This window comes from Kitasatospora sp. NPDC059599 (assembly GCF_042735125.1).
Lineage (GTDB): Bacteria > Actinomycetota > Actinomycetes > Streptomycetales > Streptomycetaceae > Kitasatospora.
Map to the genome: position 1 here is coordinate 1 of NZ_JBHWCL010000251.1, position 7,570 is coordinate 7,570.

The following is a 7,570-nucleotide window of genomic DNA, read 5'->3' on the forward strand; positions in this document are numbered from 1 at the left end:
CGCCGGAGTCGTACCGGCGGGTGCTGGAGGAGGCCGGGTTGCCGGCGGACTTCGCGGAGCTGTTCTCGGTGATCCTGGACGGTCGCAACGCGTCGTTGGGTGACGGGGTGCGGCGGGCGCTGGGGCGTGAGCCGCGGGACTTCGGGGACTACGCCCGTGAGGCCGCCGCCTCGGGCGTGTGGAACGCGTGACCAGCCGCAGGAACGACCCCCGGCCGACCCGCCGGGAGAGCAGGACCTGCCGGGAGGCTACGACCTGCCGGGAGGGCAAGACCTGCCGTTCGCACGGCAGTTCACAAGATCGTCGGTGCCGGGCGGTGCCGGCCCCCTGACCGTCCACGCCGGCTCCGGCCGGACGCGGTGAGGAGGCCGGTGCGCCGGGTACCGGGAGGGTCCCCGCGCTGGGCGGGGACCGGGGAGAACCGAAGGATCACCTATGCGCTCGGACCAGACCGCGACCCCTGCTTCCTACACCGCTCCACAGTCCTTCTCCGGCCTCGCGCCGGGCGGCGCGGCCCCGGCCGTCCCCGCCGCGCGCAGCAAGGCCGCCGGTCCGCTGCTGGCGGGCGCCGCCGTCGCGATGGGGTTGATGGCGGGGTTGTTCTTCGCCTTCGACGTGTCGGTGATGCCGGGTCTGGCGGCCGGTGACGACCGGACGTACGTCACGGCGATGCAGCACATCAACAAGTCGATCGAGAACGGGATGTTCGGCCTGGTGTTCGTCGGCGCCTTCGTCGCGACGGGCGTCGCGGCGTGGCTGCAGCACAAGGCGGGCCGACGTCAGGCGGCGCTGTGGGCGGCGGCCGCAACGGTGCTGTACGTGGTGGCGCTGCTGGTGACGATGGGCGTCAACATCCCGCTGAACAACCAGCTGGCGGCGGCCGGCGACCCGTCCCAGATCACCGACTTCGCGGCCGTGCGGGCCAAGTTCGCCGACACCTGGGTGCCGGTCAACATGCTCCGCACCGCGCTGTGCACGGGCGGTCTGCTGGCGCTGACCCGCTCCCTGGTGCTGCACGGGCGCGCCGAACGCTGAACGAGCCGGTCCCGTACCGCAGTCGACGCCCCCGACGGATCCCGTCGGGGGCGTTCCGGCGTGCCCCGGTCGGCCCGGCGCGCGGCTGGCCGGATCCACCCGGTCCCGTCACCCGGAGGGTCGCGGCGGCCCCGCCCGCGGAGCAGACTGGTCCGCGGCACCGGAGTTCCGACCGCAGGGGGCAGGCATGTCCGTACGACCCGCCAGGCGCAGGAGGACGGTCGGAGGTCTCCGGGCCGCGATCGGCGCGCTCGCCGTCGCTCTGACCGCGGGCGCCGCGGTCACCCTGCCCGTCGCACCGGCGGAGGCGGCCGGCGGCACGGGCGGTGCGGGCGGCAAGGGCGGGAAGGTCGTCTACCTGACCTTCGACGACGGCCCGAGCCTGGCCTACACGCCGAAGGTCCTCGCCACGCTCGCCCGGTACGGGGTGCGCGCGACCTTCTTCGAGATCGGGCAGAACGTGGCCGCCCATCCGTCGCTCACCGGGCAGGTGGCGCAGCAGGGCCACAGCGTGCAGAACCACTCCTGGTCGCACCCGGACCTGCGCAGGCTCTCCGCCGGCGCGGTCGACTCCCAGGTGAGCGCCACGGACCGGGCGATCCGCGCCCGGACCGGCCGCACCCCGACCTGCCTGCGCCCGCCGTACGGCGCGGTCGACGGCACGGTGCGCTCGCGTGCGGCGGCGCTCGGCAAGCAGGTCGTGCTCTGGTCGGTGGACCCGGCGGACTGGTCCCGGCCCGGCGCGGCGGCGATCCGCTCGCGGGTGCTGGACCACGTCCGCCCGGGATCGGTGGTCCTGCTGCACGACGGCGGTGGTGACCGCAGCCAGACCGTGGCCGCTCTGCCGACGATCATCGCCACGCTCAAGGCGCGCGGGTACGCCTTCGCCACCCTGTGCGGCTGAGGCCGTTCAGGGTGGCGAAGGGTACCGGGGGCGTCCGCCGGGCCGGCGTCCGCCGGAGTCCGCCGGAAGCCCCGCCGAATGCCGCTGTCAGCTCTGGCCGTTGAGGACCAGGGCCCAGGCGAGGCAGCCGAGGGCACCGGTGGAGAGCAGGGCGCGCAGCACGTTGAAGCGCACCCAGCGGGCCTCGAAGCGCCCGCGCACGCCGGCCGGGTCGGCGATTCGCTGCGGCGTCCCGGCGGCGGCCAGCTCGTCGTTCAGCGGGATGTTGACCGAACGGGTGACCCCGATCATCGCGATGTACAGCACGAGCGCGGCGATGGTCGCGGGCAGCACGTCGTGGCCGTCCGCGGGGAGGTGCAGGGCGACCGCGGCTGCCGTGGCCAGCAGGGCGCCGACGAAGCCGAGGACGAACCAGCCGTTCAGGATCGCCACGTTGACGCGCTGCATCACCTCGATGAAGGTCCGGTCCTCGACCCGCGCGAGCGCGGGCATGACCGAGCACGCGTAGGCGTAGAACAGTCCGGCGGTCAGTCCACAGGTGACAGTGGCCGCCACCAGGACGAGTGTGCGTGCCGTTTCCATCGTCGTGAGCCCCTCACTTCTCGCTGTCGGTATCGCGCGTGTCGCTGTCGCCGCGTCGGTGCTACCCCCGTGGGCAGATCATCCGGCATTTCCGGCCCTCAGGCCACCTTGAACACTCAAGAGTCTCTCAAATGACGAAGCGTCAAATGATGTCCCGCCGTCTACACTTGTCGGCATGGACACTCTGACGGGACTCCTCGACGGCCCCAAGGCCCGCGGCGCGTTCCTGCTGCGGTCGATCCTCACCCCTCCGTGGTCGTTGCGGATCGAGGACCGGGCCCCGCTCTCGGTGGTGACGATGGTCCGCGGCGACGCCTGGATCCTGCCCGAGCGCGGCACCCCGCTGCTGCTGCACCCCGGGGACGTGGCGATCGTGCGCGGCCCGGAGCCGTACACCGTCGCGGACGACCCGGACACGCCGGTGGACGTGATCGTCGGCCCGGGCCAGGTCTGCACCAAGGGCGGGGTGGACGTGTCCGAGGTGATGTCGCTCGGCGTCCGGACCTGGGGGCAGGGCCGTGAGGGCGACCGGGCCTCCTCGGTGGTCCTCTCCGGCACCTACCAGGCCGAGCACGAGATCGGCCAGCGCCTGCTGGGCTGCCTGCCCGCCCTGCTGGTCCGCCCGGCCGGCACCGGCGCCGACGACACCCTGGTGCACCTGCTGGCCGCCGAGATAGGGCGCAACGAGCCGGGTCAGGAGCTCGTCCTGGACCGCATCCTCGACCTGCTGGTGGTCTCCGTCCTGCGCTCCTGGCTCGCCGCCCCCGACTCCGGCGCCCCCGCCTGGTACCGCGCCCAGCACGACCAGGTGGTCGGCCCGGTCCTGCGGATGATGCACGACGACCCGGCCACCGCCTGGACGGTCGCCGAACTCGCCCAGCGGGTCGGCGTCTCCCGGGCCGGGCTGGCCCGCCGCTTCACCGCCCTGGTCGGCGAGCCCCCGATGGCCTACCTCGCGGGCTGGCGGCTGGCCGTCGCCGCCGACCTGCTGCGCGAGCCGGAGTGCACCGTCGCCTTCGCGGCCCGCAAGGTCGGCTACAGCAACGCCTTCGCCCTCTCCGCGGCGTTCAAGCGGGTCCGCGGGGTCAGCCCGCAGGAGCACCGCCGGCTCGCCGCGACCGGCACCCCGTCGCAGCCGGTGGGCTTCTCCGGTCCGGCGGAGACGGTGATCCTGGCGGGCTGACACCCGGTGGAGCGGGGCTCCGGCGGGGAGGTCGGGGCTCCGGCGGTCGTGGCTTCAGCGGTCGGGGCCCTGATGGTCGGGGCTCCGCCGCAGTGGCGGAGCCCGGCCGGTGCGTGCTTTCCCATTTGCCTAATCCATTTAGGCAATCCCATACTGGCTGTAGCGCACCGGCGCGACAGCACGGGAGGAAGCACATGGCACGGGCAGGACTGACCGTCGAACGCGTCGTCGTCGCAGGCGCCGAACTCGCCGACCGGGTCGGATTCGAACACGTGACCGTCGCCGCCGTCGCCCGCGGCTTCGGCGTCCAGACCGCCAGCCTCTACTCCCACGTCAAGAGCTCCCAGGACCTCAAGACCCGCATCGCCCTGTACGCCCTCGAAGAACTCGCCGACCTCGTCGCCGACGCCCTCGCCGGCCGCGCGGGCCGCGACGCCCTCGGCGCCTTCGCCGACGCCTACCGCGACTACGCCGCCCGCCACCCCGGCCGCTACGACGCCACCCGCCTGCGCCTCGACGCCGAGACCGCCGCCGCCAGCGCCGGCGTCCGGCACGCCCAGATGACCCGGGCGATCCTGCGCGGCTACGACCTCACCGAACCCGAACAGACCCACGCCGTCCGCATGCTCGGCAGCGTCTTCCACGGCTACATCAGCCTCGAAGCGGCCGGCGGCTTCAGCCACACCGCCGTCGACGCCCAGCAGTCCTGGGACTGGATCATCGACTCCCTCGACACCCTGCTGCGCCACGGCGGAGCCCGCCCGACCACCTGAACCGCCCGTGCGACGCGGCACCGGCCCGGGCCCGCCCGTACCAGGCGCGGCGTCCGGCTCCGCCCGCACGACGACCCGAAGAAGCGCCATGACCACCACGATCACCACCCCCGTCACCGAGGACCTCCTCCACGGCCACCTGGACGTCGAACGGACCCGCCGCGGCCTGCTGCCGCACCGGCTGCCCGCCCGGGCCCGCCGCCAGGTCCCCGACGAGCAGCTCGCCATGGCCGAGTCCCAGCCCTCCGGCGTCCGCCTCGCCTTCCGCACCCGCGCCACCGCGATCACCCTGCACACCGTCCCCACCAAGCGCGCCTACCCCGGCGTCCCCCACGTGCCCGACGGCGTCTACGACCTGCTCGTCGACGGCACCCTCACCGCCCGGACCTCCGTCCCCGGCGGCAACCTGCGCACCGTCGACCTGGCCACCGGCCGCTTCGAGCTCACCGAAGGACCGGCCGGCAGCGCGCGGTTCACCGGCCTGCCCGCACACGACAAGACCGTCGAGATCTGGCTCCCGCACACCGAGACCACCGAACTGATCGCCCTCGAAACGGACGCGCCCCTGACGGCCGTCCCGACCGGCACCCGCAAGCGCTGGGTGCACCACGGAAGTTCGATCAGCCACGGCTCCAACGCCGCACACCCGACCGGCACCTGGCCCGCCCTGGTCGCCAACGGCGCCGGACTCGACCTGGTCAACCTCGGCTTCGGCGGCAGCGCCCTGCTCGACCCGTTCACCGCGCGCACGATCCGCGACACCCGCGCCGACCTGATCAGCCTCAAGATCGGCATCAACCTGGTGAACGCCGACGCCATGCGGCTGCGGGCCCTCGTCCCGGCCGTCCACGGCTTCCTCGACACCGTCCGCGACGGCCACCCGACCACACCGCTGCTCGTCGTCTCCCCGCTGCTGTGCCCCCTCCACGAGGACACCCCCGGCCCGCTCGCCCCCGACTTCAGCACCGGCACCCTCCGCTTCCGGGCCACCGGCGACCCGGCCGACGTCGCCACCGGCCGCCTCACCCTCACCGTCATCCGCGAAGAACTCGCCCGCATCGTCGCCGAACGCCGCGCCGACGGCGACCACGCCCTGCACCACCTGGACGGACTCGCCCTCTACGGCGAGCCCGAACACGACGCCCACCCGCTCCCCGACGGCCTCCACCCCTCCCCGGAGGCCCACCGCCTCATCGCCCGGCGGTTCACCGAACTGGCCCTCACCGGGGGCGGCCCGCTGGCGTCGTGACACCCCGGCGCCGTGCCCCGACGGCGGCCTGACCGATGGCGGCCTGCCCCGACGGCGCCGGGCCTCGCGCAGCGGGGTGCTTGCGCGAGAGGCCCGGCGGCGCAAGGGACCCGTGCTCAACCCGACGGAGGGAGCGCGAGCGCCGTGAGGACGACGCCCCGGTGAACGCCCCACCGGCCCGTGCCGACACCCGGACGATGAGGATGCCGGGCGGTGAACGTGCCGTCCGCATCGAGCACGACCGTGATCGCGGCAAGACCCGTCCAGGTCCGGGTGAGGGGGTGAACGGCCTTGTAGACGGCCTCCTTGGCACTGAACAGCACGGTGTCCCACGGGGCGGCCCCCGCCGGGAGCCCGGCCAGCCCGGCGCGCTCCTCCGCACAGCTGACCATCTCCAGGACCCCGCGCGGGAGCGGCCGGACGGGCTCGGCGTCAATGCCCAGCGACAGGTGCCGACCGGTACTGGCAACCGCGCAGGCCGTGTAACCACGGGTGTGGGTGATGCTGCCCGCAGCACCCGAAGGCCACTGCGGCGCACCCCCGGGCCCGGGCAGCAACGGCGTCGACGGATGGCCCAGCTCCGCCAGCGCCCGACGGGCCAGCGTCCGGGCGGTCGCGAACTGCTGCCGGCGGCGCGGCGACCGGTCCCGGATGTAAGCCGCCTCAGACGGGTGGAGACGGCCCGCATCCAGGACACCGAACGCCTCGGCGCAGTGGACGTACGGCGGCAGCAGCGCGGCCAGGACGCCGGCGGGAGCAGTGGTGGTCACGACGGTCAGCGCCCCGCCAGAACCAACTGGTGGGTGTGGTGGGCGATGTGCCCCGGGTTCTCCAGCGGAACCATGTGCCCGATGCCCGGAACCTCGTACAGCGTCGCCTGCGGGAGGGCGGCGGCCAGCTCCTGACTGAAGCTCGGCTTGACGATCTTGTCCTCGGTGCCCGTGATCACCGCGGTGGGCACGGCGATCCCCGCCAGCCCGGCCCGCTGGTCCATCTCCTGCGTGGACGCGAAGCAGGCCGCACGGGTCTGCGGCAACGTGCGGGCGAACAGCCGCCGGTTGGCCTCACGGGCCTCCAGGGTGGCGCGCGGCCCGTGCGTCTGGCCCAGCAACTTCCGCCCCAGCCACGGCGTGCGCAACGCCCGGCTGAACAGCCCGGAACCCATCATCTTCACCTCGTTCGCCGGCGTGTTCTGCCCGTGCGAAGCCGTGGACACCAGCACCAACCCGGCGAGCCGCCCACCCGCACCCGCCGGCCGCGAAGCGGACAACTGCGCCGCCCAGGCCAGCGCCGCGTAGCCGCCACCCGAATGCCCGACCAGCACGACCGGCCGCTCCGGCGTCGTCAGCGTCCCCACGACGGTGCCCAGGTCCTGAGCCAACCGCTCGATGCTGATCGGCTCCCGCCCGACCGTGGACGAGGCGTGCCCGCGCTGGTCGTACGTGGCCACGGTGTGCCCGGCCGCGGCCAACTGCCGAGCGGTGCTGTGCCAGACGGTCCGGGAAGCCGCCCACCCGTGCACGAGAACGACCAACGGCCGGGCCGGATCCGGCGTCTCGGGCTGGTGGACCGTGATCGCCAGACGCGCGAAGTCGTCCGTGGTCGCGGTGTGGTCGGTGGTGGTGACGGCGTGCTCGGCCGGCAGGGCGGGAACTACGGCGGCGGTCTGCATGGGGCCCTCCTCCTGTTTCTCGTTTGTGTTTCTTGCTTTGTCGTTCTTCTGCTGCTCGTTCTTCGTGTGCTGTTTTTTGTTGTTGTTGTTTGGTTAGTGGTTGTTGGTGAGGTGGTGGTGGAGGTTGGTGAGGGCGTGTTGGGTGGCGGTGGTGTGTTTGGTGGTGAGGTTG

At 73.4% G+C, this 7,570-nt stretch carries 8 protein-coding genes and 1 pseudogene; 6 read left to right on the forward strand and 3 right to left on the reverse strand.

Annotation, left to right across the window (positions count from 1 at the left end; all coding sequences use genetic code 11):
• From ACFV04_RS42750 to ACFV04_RS42760, 3 genes and pseudogenes are all read left to right on the forward strand, one after another.
• Positions 1–191, forward strand: a pseudogene (locus ACFV04_RS42750) (NmrA family transcriptional regulator); the annotation flags it as partial.
• Between the two features lie 244 nt (positions 192–435).
• Positions 436–1,035 carry a DUF1772 domain-containing protein gene (locus tag ACFV04_RS42755; protein WP_380536495.1) on the forward strand — a complete coding sequence of 200 codons (600 nt, stop codon included), beginning with the start codon at positions 436–438 and terminating at the stop codon, positions 1,033–1,035.
• 187 nt (positions 1,036–1,222) lie between these two features.
• Complete coding sequence (locus ACFV04_RS42760; protein WP_380536496.1) at positions 1,223–1,939, forward strand: polysaccharide deacetylase family protein; 717 nt, start codon at positions 1,223–1,225, stop codon at positions 1,937–1,939.
• An 87-nt stretch (positions 1,940–2,026) separates the two neighbouring features.
• Here the strand turns inward: ACFV04_RS42760 and ACFV04_RS42765 are convergent, their stop codons facing one another.
• The gene (locus tag ACFV04_RS42765) at positions 2,027–2,494 is read right to left on the reverse strand and encodes a DUF1772 domain-containing protein (protein WP_380341429.1); all 468 of its coding nucleotides are present in this window, start codon (positions 2,492–2,494) and stop codon (positions 2,027–2,029) included.
• Positions 2,495–2,696: 202 nt separating this feature from the next.
• Between ACFV04_RS42765 and ACFV04_RS42770 the strand changes: the two genes are divergently transcribed.
• From ACFV04_RS42770 to ACFV04_RS42780, 3 genes are all read left to right on the forward strand, one after another.
• Complete coding sequence (locus tag ACFV04_RS42770; RefSeq protein WP_380536498.1) at positions 2,697–3,704, forward strand: AraC family transcriptional regulator; 1,008 nt, start codon at positions 2,697–2,699, stop codon at positions 3,702–3,704.
• A gap of 194 nt (positions 3,705–3,898) precedes the next feature.
• A complete protein-coding gene (locus tag ACFV04_RS42775; RefSeq protein ID WP_360268794.1) occupies positions 3,899–4,477 on the forward strand; it encodes a TetR/AcrR family transcriptional regulator in 579 nt (192 codons plus the stop codon).
• A gap of 88 nt (positions 4,478–4,565) precedes the next feature.
• Positions 4,566–5,726 (forward strand): SGNH/GDSL hydrolase family protein, encoded by a 1,161-nt coding sequence (locus ACFV04_RS42780; RefSeq protein ID WP_380536499.1) that lies wholly within the window; start codon positions 4,566–4,568, stop codon positions 5,724–5,726.
• Between the two features lie 116 nt (positions 5,727–5,842).
• Here ACFV04_RS42780 and ACFV04_RS42785 read toward each other — a convergent pair whose 3' ends face one another.
• Complete coding sequence (locus ACFV04_RS42785; protein WP_380341422.1) at positions 5,843–6,496, reverse strand: 4'-phosphopantetheinyl transferase; 654 nt, start codon at positions 6,494–6,496, stop codon at positions 5,843–5,845.
• 5 nt (positions 6,497–6,501) lie between these two features.
• Positions 6,502–7,398, reverse strand: coding sequence for an alpha/beta fold hydrolase (locus tag ACFV04_RS42790; RefSeq protein ID WP_380341420.1), 897 nt, complete (start codon positions 7,396–7,398; stop codon positions 6,502–6,504).
• Between the last annotated feature and the right edge of the window lie 172 nt (positions 7,399–7,570).

Excerpts from the sequence above, each read along its gene's own strand:
- ACFV04_RS42780 (WP_380536499.1), top strand. The coding sequence starts at position 4,566 with ATGACCACCACGATCACCACCCCCGTCACCGAGGACCTCCTCCACGGC.
- ACFV04_RS42770 (WP_380536498.1), top strand. The coding sequence starts at position 2,697 with ATGGACACTCTGACGGGACTCCTCGACGGCCCCAAGGCCCGCGGCGCG.
- ACFV04_RS42760 (WP_380536496.1), top strand. The coding sequence starts at position 1,223 with ATGTCCGTACGACCCGCCAGGCGCAGGAGGACGGTCGGAGGTCTCCGG.
- ACFV04_RS42775 (WP_360268794.1), top strand. The coding sequence starts at position 3,899 with ATGGCACGGGCAGGACTGACCGTCGAACGCGTCGTCGTCGCAGGCGCC.
- ACFV04_RS42755 (WP_380536495.1), top strand. The coding sequence starts at position 436 with ATGCGCTCGGACCAGACCGCGACCCCTGCTTCCTACACCGCTCCACAG.
- ACFV04_RS42790 (WP_380341420.1), bottom strand. The coding sequence starts at position 7,398 with ATGCAGACCGCCGCCGTAGTTCCCGCCCTGCCGGCCGAGCACGCCGTC.